We start from the raw sequence: 16,908 nt of genomic DNA on the forward strand, positions 1-16,908 counted from the left end.
TCTAACGCGGCGCATGCAGGCTGTATCCGGTGTTGCGGACCGTGTGCAGAAGCTGGGCCTGGAACGGCTTGTCGACCTTCGCCCGCAAGCGGCTGATATGGGTCTCGACGACGCTGGTCTTCGGATCGAAGTGGAAATCCCAGACCCGCTCCAACAGCATCGTCTTGGTGAGGACCCGGCCTTCGCCGCGCATCAGCACTTCGAGCAGGGTGAATTCGCGCGGCTGCAGCTCGATCACCTGGCCGGCGCGCCGCGCCTCGCGACGGATCAGATCGAGCTCGAGATCGGCAACCTTCAGCACCGTCTTCTGCTCCTGCACCGGCGGCCGGCGGCCAAGCGCGTTGACGCGGGCCAGAAGCTCGGAGAAGGCAAAGGGCTTGGTGAGATAATCGTCGCCGCCCGCCTCCAGCCCCTCGACCCGGTCGTCGACGCCGCCGATCGAGGTCAGGAACAGCGCCGACGTGCCGACCTTGGCAGCCCGGAGCGACCGAACGATCGCCAGCCCATCGAGCCCCGGCAGCATGCGATCGACGACGATGACGTCATAGGCCTCGCGCTGCGCCTGAAACAACCCATCGCGCCCGTCGCCGACCACGTCGCAGACATGGCCTGCCTCGGAAAGGCCCTTGGCGATATAATCCGACGTCTTCCGATCGTCCTCGATAAGCAGGATCCGCATCAGCCCGATCATTCCCGGTATGGCGGGGCAATCTAGCGGAGCGGGCGGCTGGGCGACAACTTACGGATTTGTAAGGTGGGGGCGTGGGTCGACGTCGCAACCGGACGCCAAGAGTTTCCCACCGTTCCTTGAAAGACGCGGCGAGTTAGGCTTTTCTCGTCTCGGTACGTTTACATGACGGGGAGGGGACGATTGGCGAACATTCCAGATAGTATGAAATCAGAGCTCGCCGCCTGGAATGATGGTCGAGGGATCAGCCTCGGAGACTGGACCGCCAACAGCGGGAACTTCTCGCTCGCCGTAGGCTATTCAGAGATATTCTGGCCTCGCTTCGTCGCGTTTGAAAAATATATTCTCGTTGATGGTTTCAATTTGGAGGGCTTACGATCCTTTGAACGAAATGCTGAGGCAACGCGCCAGTCTATCGAATGGGTCATGAATCATTTTCACATCGCTGACATTCAGCACTCGGCATGCATAGATGTCGCCGGCGACAAGCTGGCGATCCTGGGCGAACGCCTGCGCGAAATCTACATCGCAAAGCTTGGGTGGCAATTTCCTGATCGTACATTCGTCGTGGAGTTTGTTCAGCCGGAATCGCCCGATGAATTCGAAGATTATCAGATAAGCTTTTTCCAAACGTGATTTTTGCTCTCGACGGTGGCCTGTTGCGCGAGGCGCAGGATATCGTCCGTTCTTGACAGGAAATGGTTCGCCAAGCGCTACGGGCCGCAGCCGACACAAGGCTTGAGAATCCCCATCAGAGCCAAGACTAAGCCGAAGGCAGCCGGTCCCGGTTCGACACTTGTCGCGAATCCGACCTCTCGGGAAACCTGACCGACCTTGGCCTTATCGACGCTTGTTACTCGGCCCGTTTTCCTAAATCCCCGATCCGTCGAGCTGCTCGGCGTCGTCGCCTTCCCAGGGGGAGGGCATCGAGAGGCGGGTGAGATTGGCCGAGGGCAGCGGCATCCAGCACTTCAATTCCGGCTCGGCATATTCGATGATCTGCCCGGGCGAGGAATCGGAGGCGCGCCAGCTTTCTGCGCCAAACTGATCGCCATGCGACCAATAGGCGAGATCAACTTCTGCCGGCCCCTGTTCGGACGGGCGGATCGTCACCAGGATCCGACTGCCGTCTTTCGGTGCGCTGGCCATGCTGCGCCAGCGGTCTGCCTCGTCCATCGCTTTGCCTCCTGCCTTGCTGCAGGTGCAACTGTCGCCTCACCATCGAAAGCGGTCAACCCTAACTTTGTGAGGAGCCTTGGCTGTCGATGGCGGCTTGAGCTATCCTGATGTCCCGGGTGGAGGATGATGGCATGGCGAAGCTCGTCTTCGGAATGAACCTGTCCCTGGATGGCTATGTCGACTACCAGGAATTTGCGCCCGATCCCGTGCTCTTTCGTCATTGGATCGAGCAGGTGCGCGGCCTGACGGGGAGCCTCTACGGCCGCCGCATGTACGAGATCATGCGCTACTGGGACGAAGACCATCCGGAATGGAGCCCGGAGCAGCGCGATTTCGGGGTGGCCTGGCGGCGCCAGCCGAAATGGGTCGTGTCGCGCTCTTTGGCCTCGGTCGGCCCCAATGCCACGCTTGTTTCGGAGGATGTCGAGGCGGTGATCCGCGGGCTGAAGGCCGGGCTTGCCGGGGAAATTCAAGTCGCCGGGCCGGAGCTTGCGGGTGGTCTGACCGAGCTTGGCCTGATCGACGAGTATCGGCTCTACTTCCACCCCGTCGTGCTCGGTCACGGCAAGCCCTTCTTCACCGGCCCCCGTCCGCCGCTCCGCCTTGTCGCCAGCGATCGGATCGGCGGGGATGCGGTGCGATTGACATATGTGCCTGCGTGATCGGGAAGGCAGCTGAAGAGCGATCATGAAAGGCGTGCCAATGATGATCCCTCTATCCGGAAGCATCAACACTGCGAAGGGTTGATGGCACTTTTCGTTTTGATGGACGGCCATCCCATCCCAGTTTCGCGGTCATCTGCTGATGCTCGGTTTCACGCTTTTTTGGTTGGTGGAGGCTTCAGCCGGATACGAGGCGGACGGCCTTCGGCGTGATCCACCTCGAAGGCGTTCGTCTTCTTCACCAGATCGATCAATTTCTTGAATCCGAAAGTCCGTGGATCGAAGTCAGGAGCCAGATTGGCAAGTCGACTTCCAACGGCGCCAAGCGGGACCCATCCATCCTCGGTCTCAATCTGCGCGATCATCCTTTTGATGATCGGTGTTGCGGCGCTCGGCGGCTTCAGTGACGATGCAGCCTGTACGGCGTCCGCTTCGTTCGAGGCCACCGAAGGAGCCAGATTTTCCGTGTAGATAAACCGCCGGCATGCCTGGCGGAAGCTCTCCGGTGTCTTCTGTTCGCCGAAGCCGAAGACGTCGATCCCTTGTTCCCGGATGCGTGAGGCGAGGCGCGTGAAATCGCTATCGGACGACACCAGGCAGAAACCGTCGAAGCGGCCGCTATGCAGTAGGTCCATCGCATCGATGACCAGCGTAATGTCGGACGCGTTCTTGCCTGTGGTGTAGGGAAACTGCTGCTGAGGGATTATCGCGTGTTTTGCGAGGAGGTCGATCCATGGCTTCGAGCGCGCACTGGCGAAGTCGCCATAGATGCGCCGCACGCTCGCTTCACCAATCTTGGCTATCTCCTCGAACAGGCCGTCGGCGATCTTTGCCGAGGCGTTGTCAGCATCGATGAGAACCGCGAGACGTGGCGAGCGTGGTTCAGGCATGTCGAAGCTCCCTGGCGATTGATGGGTCCCAAACTCAAGATGGCCCGTTATTTCAACCAGAAGTTTTCGTCGCGGTCTATAGCGGTGGAAGCAGGGGAGGGGCGGATGAGGGGGCCACACGGCGCGAAGCCAACGACAAGTTTGACTCACCCACAAAAAGGAAACGCCAGAGCAAAAACCCTGGCGTCTCCGTTCAGGCCACCAGGCCCTTGGTCAGCTCCAGCGCCTGCTGCTCGAACAGCCGGCGGTAGATGCCGTCATGGCGGCGGATCAGGGCCTGGTGGTCGCCCTCTTCGACGATCCGGCCTTTGTCGAAGACCAGCAGCCGGTCGAGCGCCCTGACCGTCGACAGCCGGTGGGCGATGACCAGTGTGGTGCGGCCGTCCATCAGGCGTTCCATCGCCTGCTGGATCTGCACTTCGCTCTCGCTGTCGAGGCTGGATGTGGCCTCGTCGAGGATCAGCACCGGCGCATCGGCCAGGAACGCGCGGGCGATGGCGACGCGCTGCCGCTCGCCGCCCGATAGTTTGACGCCGCGTTCTCCCACCATCGTCTCATAGCCCTTCGGCAGGCTGAGGATGAAGTCGTGGGCGCTCGCCTGTTTCGCCGCCTGCTCGATCTCGCGCCGCGAGGCGTTCGGCCTGGCATAGGCGATATTCTCGGCCAGCGTGCGGTGAAACAGGATCGGCTCCTGCTGGACGATGGCGATCTGGCTGCGCAGGCTCGATTGCCGGACCCTGGCGATATCCTGCCCGTCGATGCGGATCGCGCCCGAATTGACGTCGTAGAGGCGCTGGATGAGCTTGACGAAGGTCGTCTTGCCCGAACCCGAATGCCCCACAAGGCCGACACGCTCGCCCGGCTTGATGGTGACCGAAAAGTCCTCATAGAGCGGGGTCGGATGCGCGCCGTATTGGAAGGTGATGCGGTCGAAGACGATCTCGCCGCTGCCGATATTGATCGCTGTGGCGTCCGGCCTGTCCTCGATCCCCAGCGGCATCTTGTCGAGCAGCACCAGCTCTTCCATGTCGTTGACGGCACGCTGCAGATTGCGGATGTCCTGGCCGACATTGCGCAGATAGCCCTGCAGGACGAAGAACATCGCCAGCACGAAGGTGACGTCTCCAGGCGTCGCCAGCCCCTGCTGCCACATAATGAGGCCGGTTCCCAGAATGCCGGCCTGCATCGAGACCATCATGAAGCCCTGGATCGTGCCGCTCAACGTGCCGCGTTTCCATGTCCGCCGCGTGCGGCTGTCCCAGGTGCCGAGCACCCGGCCGAGCCGGGTCTCCTCGCGGCTTTCGGCGCCGAACGCCTTGACCACCGAGTTGCAGCTGATCGCATCGGCCAGCGCGCCGCCGAGCTTGGTATCCCAGGCATTGGCAAGCCTTGCCGCCGGCGAGACGAAGCCCATGGAAAGCGCCACGGTGACGCCGATATAGACCAGCGATCCCAGGCTGACGATCAGTCCCATCACCGGCCAATAGCTGCCGAGCACGATGCTGGCGCCGACCAGCATGACGATCGACGGCAAGAGAGCGACGAGCAGCAGGTCGTTGAGCGAATCCAGCGCCCACATGCCGCGGGTGATCTTGCGCACGGTCGAGCCGGCAAAGCTGTTGGCGTGCCAGTCGGTCGAGAAGCGCTGCACCTTGTGGAAACCGCCATTGGTGACATCCGCCATGGTGCGCAGCGTCAGCCGGATGATGCCGTTGAAGATGAAATAGCGCAGCGCCACGCTGGTGAAGCCCAATGTCACGACGATGACGAAGGCGCTAAGCGCGCTGTCGGCCGCATTGCCGCCGGCGATGGCATCGACGATCTGGCCTGAAAAGACCGGCACCATGACTTCGGCCAGCGTGCTTGCTATCACCAGCACGATGATCAGCCCCACCAAACCAGGCCGGTGGGTCCAGTGATGAAAGATAAAGCCGAGCACGTTGCGATAGGCATCGGCGCGGAAATCGAGCTTCTTGCGAGTCATTTGAACCAACCCGGCCGCATATCGGCAACCGGTCCTCAAAATCGAGCGTTAATTGGCACAGCCCAAGCGGGAGACGAAATAATCCCGTCAGATCAATCGGGCTATGAAGGGAGTGAAAACCGCATGTCGGGCGCGCTTGAGGCGGGCCGCGAATGGAAATGACCTAGTGTCGGGACATTCCACACGGGAGGATTTTGGTGATTGCTGATGATGTCATGCAACGCCTCCCTTTTGTTCGATCTGACGCGGTGAGCTTCTTGTAGCGAAGGCAACGGCCCTTGCCAACCGGGAATTTGCAACCTGACAGAAAGTGATGCGAAAACGCCACAATCTATAACGTGCAGGTTTACGCGCCGCCGTTTCTTGCCGGGTTCGCCGAGCCGGTGCCGGACACGTTATGGCAGGCGCGAAAGGTCGGTCGGCTCCGGTTTTGCGCCTGCTGCCGTCAGCATCGCGTGGACCTGGCCGCGGTGATGGGTCTGGTGGTTGAAGAGTTCGATCGCACAGTTCGCCTTCGGCTTCTGGACCCGCGTTGCACCGTCGCCGGGATACCAGACAAGCATGCCGTCGAGCTCGGCGTCGCGCAGTTCTCTCGCCCAGGCTTCGATTTCGGCATCCCGTTGCAGACGCAGGCTCTTGAATGCATCCCAATCGGATGGGCTTGTCAGCGAGTGCGTGATGGTTTCCTCGGGCCGCTCATTGCCCTTCAACCGCGCGAGGATCAGGGCGTCGGCCCAATAAAGATGGTTCAGCGTCGCTGCGATCGATTGGAAGAACGCCCCGCGATCCTTCCAGCGCTCCGCATGCGTCAGCCTATCGGCGGCGGTGACCAGCGAGCTGTTCTGCCAGCTGTTGTAACGGGCCATGAGTCGGCAGTATCCGGCTGAGATCATTGTCTCGGACTCCGATGGTTAGCGGTGTTGGGGAGATCGGCGGACGCAGAGAAAACCCGTAGGGGCTGAGGCCGATGGAATGGATCTAGGCCACCTTCACTGTTCGTCAAGCTTGATTTACATCGTCTGATTGTAAGCGGGTCGCCCCTGGTTATAAGGGCGCTGATAGTTTCGACATTAGGCGGTCATGAAATATAAATTGGCACTTCTAATCCCGATCGCATTTGCTCTCACAGCCTGCGGACACCCCGGGAAACTCAGCCCTCAACAGCGGGAGGCTATGGTCAAACGACATATGGATCGCTGCTTGGCTGAAGGTATCCGCGACCAGACCGGTTTGATACGCTGCACGCTTGACAAGATGTGCTGCTCCGCGCCGACGAAGCAAGCGGAAGACGCCCCTATTTATGAGGCATCGACGGGCAAGATGCTGACAGGCAATGCCGCGGTAGCTGCGAGAAGGCGCGCCAACCGCCAGAATTAAATTCTCTTTGGGAAAATACCGCGCGGTACCTGCCCAGAACCTCACCCCACCCTCCGTCCTCCTCGGGCTTGACGCGAGGATCCACGTCGGCCGCCACCAGCGGGGCCATGGATCCCAGGCTCAAGGCCTGGGATGACGGAGATTGAGGGTGCGGTTTCGCCAAACTCAGCCGTCAGCCTTGGTCTATCTTGCTGCGCTGCCATTACAAGGCACAGCATCATCTCCTCGGCACGCCTCATCTTGGCGGCTCGGCGCCGATTTCCCCGACGAGCTCCCATATGTCGACCTTCTCGGCGCGTCCCTTGACCGGGGCGAGGCCGAAGGGGCGGAAGGTGAAGCGGTCGGGGACGGCGTTGCGGGTGGCGGCGCTGACCAGGATCGATGTGTTGAGCGCCTTGTTCATGCCTTCGAGCCGTGACGCGACATTGATCGTATCGCCCATGGCCGTGTACTGCTGACGCGAAATCGCGCCGAAGCTGCCGACGACGGCCGGGCCGGTGTGCAATCCGAATCGCGTCAGGAGTTCCGGGCGGCCATTCCTGAGATTGGCTTCGTTCAAGCCGTCGACCGCCGCTTTCATGGCGAGTGCACATCGACAGCCGTGTTCGGCATGTCTGCTATCGTCGACCGGGGCGTTCCACATGACGAAAATGGAATCGCCGAGATATTGCACGACCGTGCCGCCGTTGCGCTCGGCGATGGTGTTCAGCAGTTCGAAATAGGCAGAAAGCGTGTCCACCACCTCCTCGGGCGAATGTTGCTCGGAGATGGTCGTGAAGTCTTTGATGTCGGTGAACAGTACGGTCACCTCCTGTCGCTTCGCTCCCACGATCGTCGTCTCGGGATCGACGATCTGCCGGACCACTTCGCGCGGGACATAAAGCGCAAACTGACCGATGGCATGACGGCTGGCCGACAGCGCGCTCGCCAGCGTGTTGATCTCGCTGATCCAGGAGTGGGACATCGGTTTCTCGCCGACCTCCAGATCGCCGATCCTGCGCGCCTCGTCGGCCAGCCGGTAGAGCGAGCGGCTGACCATGCGCGACAGCATCACCGAGGCGGCGACACCGGCGAGCAGGAACGCGGCGGCAATGAACAGATTGCGCCGGAGCAGCCGATTGGCCTCGGCCACCAGATCCGCCAGCGGCACGATGATGGCAGCCACGCTTCCCGTGAACAGGCCGGAGACGCTGACCGGAGCGATCTGCACCAGATGGGTTTCGCCATCGAAATCGACCCGTGCCAGGCCGCCGCCGGCAAAGGCCGGATCCTGCCTCAGTCGCGTCACGGTTTCGAGGCTCGGGTCGAAACGGTTTGCCGTCGCGCCAAAGGCGCCTGATGTTCTCGACCACAAGCCGATGATCCTGCTCATGATATCAGGGTCGGAATGGGCGACGAGATTGCCGTTGGCATCGATGATATAGGCCCGCGCCCTTGGCGAAATCTCCCCGGCGTCGAGCAGGCGGCTGACGGTCAGCAGGTGAATGTTGATGCCGAGCACTACTTTTCCATCGTCCCGCATCGGGGCTGCGATCGTCAGCGTCGGAACATTGAGGGTGCCGGTGACATAGGGGCCGACGGAAACCGGCACGCCGTCCTGAACGACCGATCGATACCATGGGCGTTGCCGCGGATCGAAGGATGTATCCTCGACATTCCGCTCCCCGATCACCTCAGCATCGCTGTTGAGAAAACGCAGCGTCGAGATGATGTCGGGGCCCTGCCTCCGTGCGATCATTCTGATCGCGAAAGCCGTGCCATCGGGTGCGGCAAGCGTCTGGCGAGCGTCGCGCCGGGCGGTATTGATCACCTGCAGGTAGGAGCCGTCGGGGTAGCCGGCGTAAACGCTGGTGGCGTTGGGGACGTTTCGCAGAACCTCCTGAAAGAACTGCTGTTTTTCCTTGATATCCTGAGGCGGCAGGGAAACCAGCTGCGGCAGGGTGGATGCCAGCGCCACCGCCTCGGTGACGCCCTGCAGTGTATTGCGGTATCCCTCGATCAGCCGCAAACTCATCGCCCGCATCTGCTGCGCGCCTGCACTGACCGCAGCATCGCTTCCGCGGCTGAACGCCATCCAGATGATCGGCGCCGACGTGCACAGCAACGACGCGACGACCAGGACGCCGAGGTGCAGTCTGAGCGGTTTGGACCAGCGCACGCGATTTCCCCCGAAATGCGGACACGTCTCAGCACGGATAGCGCAAGGTCTGTCTGGCATGCGCTACCCAACGATGCCAGCTAACTGCTTTTTGAAGGCTTGCACAAGCTGGTGATCGCTGCGTTTGCCACAAGGCTCACCCCACGCTCCGTCCTCGTCGGGCTTGACCCGAGGATCCGCGCCGTCTCCACCAGCGGCGCCATGGATCCCGGGCTCAAGGCCTGGGAAGACGGAGAGTGGGGGGTGCGGTTTCGCCAAACGCCGCCGGGGCGCCGACAGGACCGGAGGCAATGGAGGTTGAGGAGAGAGCCAAGCGGGCAATGACCCTTTTCTTGCGCCTTACAGCGCTGGATTTGCCACTGAGTTCACCCCACCCTCCGTCCTCCTCGGGCTTGACCCGAGGATCCACGCCGGCCCCACCAGCGGCGGACGACAAATTCATTGTTCTGGAACCAGGCCATCGAGCAGGAAGTCGAGGCCTTTGCTGAAGGCGCCGTCCCAGTCATTGTCGAGCAGCAGCCGGGAGCGTTCGATGGTGGGGTAGTGTTGACTGAGAGCTGTCAGGCGCTGCTGCCCGGCGGCTCTGTCCTCGTCCGAGAGGTCGAAGCTTGCCCGGGTGGTGGTGGCGCCGATCACATAGTTCCAGAGCGACCAGATCGCGACGTTCAGATCGGCGTCGGCCACACCGGCTCTCGACAGGGTGCTGCTCAGCAGTTCCAGGCGCGCAAGGATGTTCGGGCCGAGCGCCCGGCGCGGCAAGAGCGATGCCGACCAGGGATGGCGCAGCATGGCGGCGCGCCAGTCCTTGAGCAGATGAACGACGTCCCCGCGCCAGTCCTGAGAGACATCCCCTGGCGCCGGGCCGCGATATGCCAGCACCGAATCGAGCGCCAGGTCGAAGACTTCCTCCTTGTTGCCGACGTGCCAATAAAGGCTCATCGCGCCGGCGCCGAGGCGATCGGCGAGCCGGCGCATCTTCAATCCGTCGAGCCCCTCGGCATCCAGCAGCTCGATGGCGGTCGCCACGATCCGTTCCGGCGACAGGGCCTGTTCACTGCGCGGCTCCGGCCCGGACGGGGGCGATGGAGCTTTCCGTTGAGGCCGCGTATTCCCGGCGCCGCTGCGTTTGGCTGCCATCCGTTTTCCCTACTGATCAGATTGCCGATTTAATCCGACAAAGCGATGAATGTCGATGCTGACGGATTGACTCGTACGATGTACGATGCAAGTTAATCGTACACTGTACGAGTCAATCGTAGAGGCGACAAACCGACGTTCAATCCTGCCGGCCGCGGCGAGGTGGCCCGCAGTCTTCAACGCTCAAGAGAAAATCATGCCACGCGCAATCACGCATCTGCTCATCGGAGGGCTCATCTTCATGACCATTGGAATTCCTGCGAAAACCGCCGCCAGCGAGGCCAATCTCACGCTGACTATCGTCAATCCGAAAAACCTCTACGATCCCTCGCCGAATGGCTACAGCACGGCGGTGATCGTGCCGAGGGAAGGACGGCTGGCCTATATTTCCGGGCAGGGTGGCCAGGACAGTACCGGCGCCTTGTCGCCCGACTTCGCCGTTCAGGTGAAGCAGGCCTACGCCAATCTGCGCAGCGCCCTCGATGCGCTTGGCGCCAGGCCCGATCAGGTCGCCAAGCTGACGGTCTTCGTGGTCGATCACGATATGTCCAAGCTTCCAGTGCTGACAGAGAACGTCAAAGAGATGTTCGGCGCAGCGCTGCCGGCGCAGACCTTGATTCCCGTCCCCAAGCTGGCGATCGACCCGATGCTCTTCGAGGTCGAAGCCGTCGTTGTTCTGGAGTAGCGGTGGGACGGCAGTTCGCCAGGTCGAAAGCGAAGCAAGCTCGCGAGCGGACCAGCCCGCGGGCAGCATGAAATTGTGCACTGCTGCGGGGGATGTACGGGACGGACGACCTCGCATCGAAAGGCTTGAAATTTCCGATGGACCTTGTCGATTGCAGAACCGTAAGATCGACAACCGTCTGTCAACACGGAACAATCACATGCCGATCTTTCATGCCAAGTGTAGCTGCGGCACCCTGTCCCTGGAGGTCGATGGCGAGCCTTTGCACAACCACATATGCACCTGCAGACGTTGCCAGCGTGCGTCCGGCAGCGCGCTTTCCCACAATGTATGGTTCCGCGAGGAGAATGTCCGGGTCGTTTCCGGAGACTATTCCGTATGGTATCCGCAGGGCGAAAGCACAGCTGATGTGATGAAAGCGTTTTGCCGGATCTGCGGCGGCGGTGGATTTTCGAAATCCGGAGCGTACTTCCCGGGCTGGGTCGTCATCGCGGGCGGCACATTTGCCGATCCATCCTTTCCCGCGCCGGATCATGTTCATTGGTGGAATAGTCGTCCGCACTGGATCGGTCTGGCCGAGGCGATCGAGCGTCATGCCGACGAGTGAATTTGCTCGATCATCGCGGGCAGGGCACGCGGTTTGGCAAACGGCGTGCCGGCGGTTCAATCCGCCTTCGGCTGGCCGGGAAGCTGCCCGTAGGCCGTCAGAATGGCCTTGATCAGCCCCGGGAAGCGTTCGTCGAGTTCGGCGCAGCGGGTCTGGTTGCGCATCTCCACGCCTTGGCGCTCGCTGAGGATCAGGCCGGATTCGCGCAGCACCTTGAAATGGTTCGACAGTGACGATTTCGGGATGACGCGCTCGCCGAGTTGGCCAAGGGCCGAACAGGTCCCGCCGCAGCCGGCACCGGAAAGCCAGGCGAAAATTGCGGCGCGCTCCGGATCGGAAAGCGCATAAAGGATCGCCTCGGGCCGGATGTCCTCTAGGGCTGGGTGAAAGAGCGGTCTCATGAATTTTATATAGCGACCCTTGACATTAAGATCAACAGTTCCGAATTTCTGAACTACGGAACAAAGCCGCCAGTTTCGACGGCAGTCCGGATCAGAAGGAATTGGATATGGCTAAGCTTACGGGAAAGGTCGCTGTGGTCACCGGGGCCTCCAAAGGCATTGGCGCCGCGATTGCCAAGGCGCTTGCGGCCGAAGGTGCTGACGTGGTGGTGAATTACGCTTCGAGCAAGGCCGGGGCAGACGCCGTGGTTGAGGCAATCAATGCGGCCGGCGGCAAGGCGATCGCGGTGCAGGGCGACGTTTCCAAGGCCGAGCAGGCGCAGGGCCTGGTCGATGCCGCGGTCAAGCAGTTCGGCAAGCTCGATGTGCTGGTCAACAACTCAGGCGTCTATGAATTCGCGCCGCTCGAAGAGGTAACCGAGGAACAGTATCGCCGCATGTTCGACGTGAATGTTCTCGGCGTTCTCTTGACCACCCAGGCTGCGGTCAAACATCTCGGCGAGGGCGGCAGCGTCATCAACATCTCATCCGTGGTCACCAGCGTGGCGCCGCCCGCCTCTGCCGTCTACACCGGCACCAAGGGCGCCGTGGATGGCATCAACAGCGTGCTTGCCAAGGAACTCGGCCCGCGCAAGATCCGCGTCAACGCCATCCTGCCGGGAGTGGTCGAGACCGAGGGAACGCACACGGCCGGCGTTATCGGCTCGGATTTCGAGCAGACCATCGTCGCCCAGACGCCGCTTGCCCGCGTCGGCCAGCCGGACGATATTGCCGGCGTCGCGGTCTTCCTCGCTTCCGACGACGCCCGTTGGCTGACCGGCGAACGGCTGAATGCCAGCGGCGGTTTCCGCTAAGGGTTGGTTGATGGCGCGCGTCTTTACGGGGCGCGCGCTCCCCGCCGGAGAGAGCTTTCCACTCCCCGTGGCAATCAGAAGCCCCGCATGGGGTAAGCCCTCCGCACATTCCGACTAAAGGCCCGGGCCCTCAGATTTCAGGAACAAACTCCGCATGGCGAGGTTGGGTTTGCGATACAGCGCAAAATCCTGGGAGAAACTCATGCGGAAATCTCTTCAATTCATCTTGGTCGGCCTCGCAGCCATGACCGGCCTGACGATCTCGCCGACGATCGCGGCTGCGCAAGATCTGGAATTGCGGGTCGGCCCCGGCGGCGTCGGTGTTTACGATCGCGATCGCGACCGTGATCGTTATGACCGATATGACCGCCGCGGTCGGCGCGGTTGCGATCCGGACGATGCGCTCGATATCGCCCGCAGCGAAGGACTTCGCCGGGCGCAGATCGTCCGCATGTCGCCGCGCGCAATCGTCGTCCAGGGGATGACGCGCCGGGGACCGGATCGGATGACCTTTGCCAACCGGCGCGGCTGCCCGCAAATCTGATATGGCGTGAGCGGCAAGATGGACGGGCCGGGTTTGCGAGCCCGGCGCGGAACCTTTGGGCGCGCCGGACATTGCTGCCCATGCAGCGCTCTGCATGGGTCGGCTGCAGTCTTTGAACCATGGGAGGATTCATCATGATGAGCGGTCAATTGAAGGCGCTTCTCGCCGTTCTTGCCGTTGCCGGCTACCAGAACAGAGACAAGATCGGGGAACTCCTGCGCGGCATTCAGAACCCGCAGCAGGGTCCCGGAGGCCAGCAGCCCGGCGGCCTTGGAGGCATCCTCGGCGGGCTCGGCGGCTCCGGTGGTTTAGGCGGACTTCTCGGCGGGCTGACCTCCGGCAGCATCGTCAGCGGCGGCCTCGGCGATCTCCTGAAAACCTTCCAGCAGAACGGCCATGGCGACAAAATCGACTCATGGGTGAGACCCGGGCAGAATGCCGACATCAACGACGGCCAGCTCGCCGAAGCCCTCGGCCCGGATGTGCTGAACGAGATCGCGCGGAACACCGGCCTGTCGCGAGAGGAGATTCTCGGCCGGCTGAGCCGCGATCTCCCCAAAGCCGTCGACGACCTGACGCCCGAGGGGAAGCTGCCGACACCAGAAGAGGATTTTTTGTCGTCGGCGAGCAATTCGACCACGTCGCGGCCGGGTGGAATTTAGGTTTGCTCTAAGGGGCGCGCGGCCGGCAGGCAGCCGGCGCGCGTCAGCTCATATATCGCTGATTTGCCGCAGCTTTCACCCCGCGCTCCGTCCTCCTCGGGCTTGACCCGAGGATGCACGTCGGCCCCCCATCAGCGGCGGGCATGGATTCCAGGCTCAAGGCCTGGTGCCACACTCGCCGCTGACGCGCGTGATGATTGCGGTCGGACTTGATGAGGATTCTGCGGCGCGCTAAATCACCTGTTGCCATCAACGCGGATCGCCCGGAAGTGAACAAGAGACATCGCAGCTCCGATAGTTCCGCACCCCATGTTTTCACACGCAGCGCCATCGCGTCCGATCCTGCCTGGCTGCCTGACATGGTTGCCCTTGGAAAGCCATCGATTGCCGCTGAAGCCTATATCCAGGCCTATCTGGCGGATCCCGGCGCATGGTACTGGTCGACGATCCTGCTTCACGATCCGAAAGAGATGGTGTTGAAGCGGGTTCTCGCCATTGTCGAGCAAGCCAAATTGCCCGATCACGAAGAGGCGCTCGGTCAATTGGGCGCCGGCCCGCTTGAAGACATGATGTCGGATGAACTGCTGGATCATCTGCAGCATTGGCTTCCCTTCACGCCCGCCATGCGTTACGCGCTTAGCCAGGTTCGCATGTCTGCCGAACATCCTGCCTTGCAACGGCGACTGAAGGCGATGCTCTCGCGGTAGTGCCTCCGCTGGCGGGCGGGCATGGCTGAGGAGGGGATCAGGGAGCGCACCGACGCTCTCCTTCCGCCATACGTCGCTGATTTGCCGCAGAGTTCACCCCACGCTCCGTCCTCCTCGGGCTTGACCCGAGGATCCACGCCGACCACCCATCAGCAACGGGCATGGATTCCAGGCTCAAGGCCTGGAATGACGGAGATTGGGGGTGTGTTGGGTGTCACACTCGCTGTTGGCGGATGGCAGACTTATTTCGACAGGGATGTCCGAAGAAACGTGTAGACGCTGCGGATGGACTTTGCTGCGGCGTCCGGATTGTATTTTTCGATATGACCCAGCACCCTTCTCCCCGCCGTGAATTCCGGGGCATCAAAATTGTGATAAACACCCTTGTAGAGGTTGAGTTCGATTGGCGGGGCATCGTCACCAACACGAGCAAGCCTCTTCCGGCATGGTTCAACCGGGCTCCAATTGTCTCGGTCGCCGCTTAAGATCAGGGTCGGCACCGTCGCATCGCCCTGACTTGCCCCACAGGCCGGATAATAGGCGACCGCCGCCTTGAACTTGTGCTCCATCAACTGTTCGTTCCCTTCGATTTTCGTGGCCTCCAGCGTCGCAGTGCCGCCCGTGGAAAAGCCCATCAGCGCGACGCGCCTGATATCGACGAAGCTCGATTTCGATAGGAAATTCAAAGCGCCATAGGCGTCGAAGACGCGATCGGGGAGAGCGCTTCGACAGGTGTCCTGGATATTGCGGGTGGTGAAGCTGTCGACGACAAGCACGACGTAACCCCAGGAGACCAGCCGTTTCGGCCAGAGGTCCTTGACGCTCGGACGCATACCCTCGCATCCATGCATGACGACGACCGCCGGGAAGGGACCGTCACCGCCAGGGCGAGACAAATATCCGAGCAACGGTATGCCTGGCGGTTGGGCGAGAAATTCTCCCTGTTCCGCGGCCTTGCGTATTCGAAAGGCGCTGAGTTTGACGGGAGCGCTTTCGAACCGCACCAATTCGTCGGCATCGGCTGGGTTTTCGGCAAGCGTGATGCCGAGAAGGGCGGCAAAGCAAATAATAAGTCTCGCGGGTTTCACTGACGCCTCCATCGTTTGAGCGACAGAATGCTCATTGTACGCCGGAGCTGAAGGTTGGCAAAGCGGATGGGGTTGGGCGGGGAAGAGTTCACAACCGCTATTTCTCACGGAGTTGACCTCTTGCTCCGTCCTCCTCGGGCTTGACTCGAGGATCCACGCTGGCTTCCATCAAGTGGCGGGCATGGATCCTCGGCTCAAGGCCGAGGAGGACGGAGGGTGGGGTAGCGTTTCGCCAAACTTGTCGGATAGCGGGGCATTCTGCCGCCAGCTGGCCGGGCGGAGCAGAGTTTCAGGCTGACTCGGGACTACGCTGGAAAGGCCTTGATCACCCCCCGGCAAGTCGGTTAAGCCTACCGTAAATCCAAGCTGCGAGATTTGAATCCTTACCGAATGACGATCAAATCGGTGTCGGCTGCGGTCGACTGTGCCATTCACTAGAGTTGCGAGCCGGCCAAGCTCGTTGAGCGCAACCGTGGGTTTTCCCAGAGTTCCCCCTTGCTCCGTCCTCCTCGGGCTTGACCCGAGGATCCAAGCTGGCTTCCATCAAGTGGCGGGGATGGATCCTCGGGTCAAGGCCGAGGAGGACGGAGGGTGGGGTGGCGGTTTTGCCAAACTTGTCGGATAGCGGGGCATTCTGCCGCCAGCTGGCCGGGCAGGCTTGATTCAAAACTGGGCCAATTAGCGCTTGATCACCCCCCGGCGGATCATTTATCACTACCGCAAATCCAAACTGCGAATATTGAATCCGAAGGCAATGTCGATGATCTAGTCGGTATCGCTCTTCGATCGCATGCATTCGCCGAGGCTCCCCGGCCAGCGTTACCGAACGCCACTGCGGGTTTGGCACAGTGCTCATCCCTTGCTCCGTTCTCCTCGGGCTTGACCCGAGGATCCACGTTGGCCTCCGCCAGACGTGGGCATGGATCCCAGGCTCGAGGCCTGGGATGACGGAGGGTGGAGGGTCGTTTTCGCCAAACCTACCGGAGCTAAACGTGCCCCTCTGTGGCCGCATCGGCATGGAAACCCATTTCTCACAAGGAGAACTGCAATGGACGCTTCGATTGCGCCGGCCTCCCGCGCCGCAGTGGTAACGCCGAATGATAGTGCGATCGTCGGGGCGCGGGCGCTTTATATCGGCACGGCGGGCGATGTGGCGATTGCGCCGCGGCGGGATATGGATCCGGTGATTTTCAGGAGCGTGCCGGCCGGGACGATCCTGCCGGTGCATGCGGCCATCGTGGCGCTGACCGGGACGACGGCGTCCAACATCATCGCGCTGTTCTGA

General features: G+C 61.6%; 19 protein-coding genes. 10 read left to right on the top strand and 9 right to left on the bottom strand.

The window, feature by feature from the left end:
• Position 1: 1 nt before the first annotated feature.
• Positions 2 to 679: a winged helix-turn-helix domain-containing protein gene (locus BBJ66_RS12930; RefSeq protein WP_071087580.1), complete on the bottom strand. Its 678-nt coding sequence runs from the start codon at positions 677 to 679 to the stop codon at positions 2 to 4.
• A 192-nt stretch (positions 680 to 871) separates the two neighbouring features.
• On the opposite strand from BBJ66_RS12930, the gene BBJ66_RS12935 reads away from it, so the two are divergent.
• A complete protein-coding gene (locus BBJ66_RS12935) occupies positions 872 to 1,324 on the top strand; it encodes a hypothetical protein (protein ID WP_128146173.1) in 453 nt (150 codons plus the stop codon).
• A 234-nt stretch (positions 1,325 to 1,558) separates the two neighbouring features.
• Here BBJ66_RS12935 and BBJ66_RS12940 read toward each other — a convergent pair whose 3' ends face one another.
• The gene (locus tag BBJ66_RS12940) at positions 1,559 to 1,864 is read right to left on the bottom strand and encodes a hypothetical protein (RefSeq protein WP_049735308.1); all 306 of its coding nucleotides are present in this window, start codon (positions 1,862 to 1,864) and stop codon (positions 1,559 to 1,561) included.
• A 134-nt stretch (positions 1,865 to 1,998) separates the two neighbouring features.
• On the opposite strand from BBJ66_RS12940, the gene BBJ66_RS12945 reads away from it, so the two are divergent.
• Positions 1,999 to 2,529: a dihydrofolate reductase family protein gene (locus BBJ66_RS12945; protein WP_071087488.1), complete on the top strand. Its 531-nt coding sequence runs from the start codon at positions 1,999 to 2,001 to the stop codon at positions 2,527 to 2,529.
• A gap of 152 nt (positions 2,530 to 2,681) precedes the next feature.
• Here the strand turns inward: BBJ66_RS12945 and BBJ66_RS12950 are convergent, their stop codons facing one another.
• From BBJ66_RS12950 to BBJ66_RS12960, 3 genes are all read right to left on the bottom strand, one after another.
• Positions 2,682 to 3,419 carry an NYN domain-containing protein gene (locus tag BBJ66_RS12950; RefSeq protein WP_071087490.1) on the bottom strand — a complete coding sequence of 246 codons (738 nt, stop codon included), beginning with the start codon at positions 3,417 to 3,419 and terminating at the stop codon, positions 2,682 to 2,684.
• Positions 3,420 to 3,612: 193 nt separating this feature from the next.
• Positions 3,613 to 5,403 carry an ABC transporter ATP-binding protein gene (locus tag BBJ66_RS12955; RefSeq protein WP_071087492.1) on the bottom strand — a complete coding sequence of 597 codons (1,791 nt, stop codon included), beginning with the start codon at positions 5,401 to 5,403 and terminating at the stop codon, positions 3,613 to 3,615.
• A 395-nt stretch (positions 5,404 to 5,798) separates the two neighbouring features.
• Complete coding sequence (locus BBJ66_RS12960; protein ID WP_071087494.1) at positions 5,799 to 6,296, bottom strand: DinB family protein; 498 nt, start codon at positions 6,294 to 6,296, stop codon at positions 5,799 to 5,801.
• Positions 6,297 to 6,603: 307 nt separating this feature from the next.
• On the opposite strand from BBJ66_RS12960, the gene BBJ66_RS34745 reads away from it, so the two are divergent.
• Positions 6,604 to 6,780, top strand: coding sequence for a hypothetical protein (locus BBJ66_RS34745; protein ID WP_161492675.1), 177 nt, complete (start codon positions 6,604 to 6,606; stop codon positions 6,778 to 6,780).
• Positions 6,781 to 7,015: 235 nt separating this feature from the next.
• Here BBJ66_RS34745 and BBJ66_RS12970 read toward each other — a convergent pair whose 3' ends face one another.
• Positions 7,016 to 8,938: an adenylate/guanylate cyclase domain-containing protein gene (locus BBJ66_RS12970; RefSeq protein WP_071087498.1), complete on the bottom strand. Its 1,923-nt coding sequence runs from the start codon at positions 8,936 to 8,938 to the stop codon at positions 7,016 to 7,018.
• A 438-nt stretch (positions 8,939 to 9,376) separates the two neighbouring features.
• Positions 9,377 to 10,075: a TetR/AcrR family transcriptional regulator C-terminal domain-containing protein gene (locus tag BBJ66_RS12975; RefSeq protein ID WP_071087500.1), complete on the bottom strand. Its 699-nt coding sequence runs from the start codon at positions 10,073 to 10,075 to the stop codon at positions 9,377 to 9,379.
• Between the two features lie 196 nt (positions 10,076 to 10,271).
• Here BBJ66_RS12975 and BBJ66_RS12980 point away from each other — a divergent pair, with 196 nt between their 5' ends.
• Positions 10,272 to 10,760, top strand: a complete 489-nt coding sequence (locus BBJ66_RS12980; protein ID WP_071087502.1) for a RidA family protein — start codon at positions 10,272 to 10,274, stop codon at positions 10,758 to 10,760.
• Between the two features lie 199 nt (positions 10,761 to 10,959).
• On the top strand, positions 10,960 to 11,367 hold the full coding sequence (locus tag BBJ66_RS12985) for a GFA family protein (protein WP_071087504.1): 408 nt from the start codon (positions 10,960 to 10,962) through the stop codon (positions 11,365 to 11,367).
• A gap of 56 nt (positions 11,368 to 11,423) precedes the next feature.
• On the opposite strand, the gene BBJ66_RS12990 is transcribed toward BBJ66_RS12985, so the two are convergent.
• Complete coding sequence (locus tag BBJ66_RS12990) at positions 11,424 to 11,768, bottom strand: ArsR/SmtB family transcription factor (RefSeq protein WP_071087506.1); 345 nt, start codon at positions 11,766 to 11,768, stop codon at positions 11,424 to 11,426.
• Positions 11,769 to 11,875: 107 nt separating this feature from the next.
• Between BBJ66_RS12990 and BBJ66_RS12995 the strand changes: the two genes are divergently transcribed.
• The 4 genes from BBJ66_RS12995 (at position 11,876) to BBJ66_RS13010 (ending at position 14,535) form a co-directional block, all read left to right on the top strand.
• Complete coding sequence (locus BBJ66_RS12995) at positions 11,876 to 12,622, top strand: glucose 1-dehydrogenase (protein WP_071087508.1); 747 nt, start codon at positions 11,876 to 11,878, stop codon at positions 12,620 to 12,622.
• A gap of 202 nt (positions 12,623 to 12,824) precedes the next feature.
• Positions 12,825 to 13,166, top strand: a complete 342-nt coding sequence (locus BBJ66_RS13000; protein WP_071087510.1) for a hypothetical protein — start codon at positions 12,825 to 12,827, stop codon at positions 13,164 to 13,166.
• A gap of 134 nt (positions 13,167 to 13,300) precedes the next feature.
• The gene (locus BBJ66_RS13005) at positions 13,301 to 13,828 is read left to right on the top strand and encodes a YidB family protein (RefSeq protein WP_071087512.1); all 528 of its coding nucleotides are present in this window, start codon (positions 13,301 to 13,303) and stop codon (positions 13,826 to 13,828) included.
• 269 nt (positions 13,829 to 14,097) lie between these two features.
• Positions 14,098 to 14,535, top strand: coding sequence for a hypothetical protein (locus tag BBJ66_RS13010; protein WP_083335557.1), 438 nt, complete (start codon positions 14,098 to 14,100; stop codon positions 14,533 to 14,535).
• Positions 14,536 to 14,777: 242 nt separating this feature from the next.
• On the opposite strand, the gene BBJ66_RS13015 is transcribed toward BBJ66_RS13010, so the two are convergent.
• Positions 14,778 to 15,623 carry a dienelactone hydrolase family protein gene (locus tag BBJ66_RS13015; RefSeq protein ID WP_071087515.1) on the bottom strand — a complete coding sequence of 282 codons (846 nt, stop codon included), beginning with the start codon at positions 15,621 to 15,623 and terminating at the stop codon, positions 14,778 to 14,780.
• A 1,048-nt stretch (positions 15,624 to 16,671) separates the two neighbouring features.
• On the opposite strand from BBJ66_RS13015, the gene BBJ66_RS13020 reads away from it, so the two are divergent.
• Positions 16,672 to 16,908, top strand: coding sequence for a spike base protein, RCAP_Rcc01079 family (locus tag BBJ66_RS13020; protein WP_071087517.1), 237 nt, complete (start codon positions 16,672 to 16,674; stop codon positions 16,906 to 16,908).

It is taken from the genome of Rhizobium sp. RSm-3, from assembly GCF_001854685.1.
GTDB lineage: Bacteria > Pseudomonadota > Alphaproteobacteria > Rhizobiales > Rhizobiaceae > Rhizobium > Rhizobium ecuadorense.